This window comes from Flavobacterium lacisediminis, from assembly GCF_025909975.1.
GTDB lineage: Bacteria > Bacteroidota > Bacteroidia > Flavobacteriales > Flavobacteriaceae > Flavobacterium > Flavobacterium lacisediminis.
Window position 1 is genome coordinate 1 of the sequence record NZ_JAPCIO010000030.1, and the last position, 446, is coordinate 446.

The 446-nt window shown below is 38.1% G+C and carries 1 pseudogene; it reads right to left on the reverse strand.

The annotated features are described in order from the left end of the window. Nucleotides 1–446: pseudogene (locus OJ995_RS13530) on the reverse strand (hypothetical protein); the annotation flags it as partial.

Consider the following 446-nt stretch of genomic DNA (forward strand, 5'->3'; position numbering starts at 1 on the left):
ATGCTCCAACAACGTTTCCTCCTGTTACTGTCCATGAGAAAATTGCTCCTGGTACATTACTTGTTAATTGAATATTTGTACCTCCGCCTGAACAGAATGTTGGGTTTAAATTCGTTGCTATAACTGATGGTAAAGGTGTTATAGTAATTGTAGTTGAAACAAGATAGGAAGCACATGGTCCAGATGCTGGAACCAAATAACTTACAGTATAAGTTCCTGGAGTACTTGCTGATGGATTAATTTCCCCTGTAGAACTATTTATAGATAATCCTGCAGGTGTAGCACTATAAATACTACCTAAATAACTTCCTGTACCTGATAATGTAGCAGACACATTAGAAGAGTTAACACAATATTGCGGTTGTGGGTAACTAATTGTTGCCGTATTTGGAATATTAACAGTTATAGTACCTGTAGCTGTTGCTGGTGGACATCCGCCTGTTGTG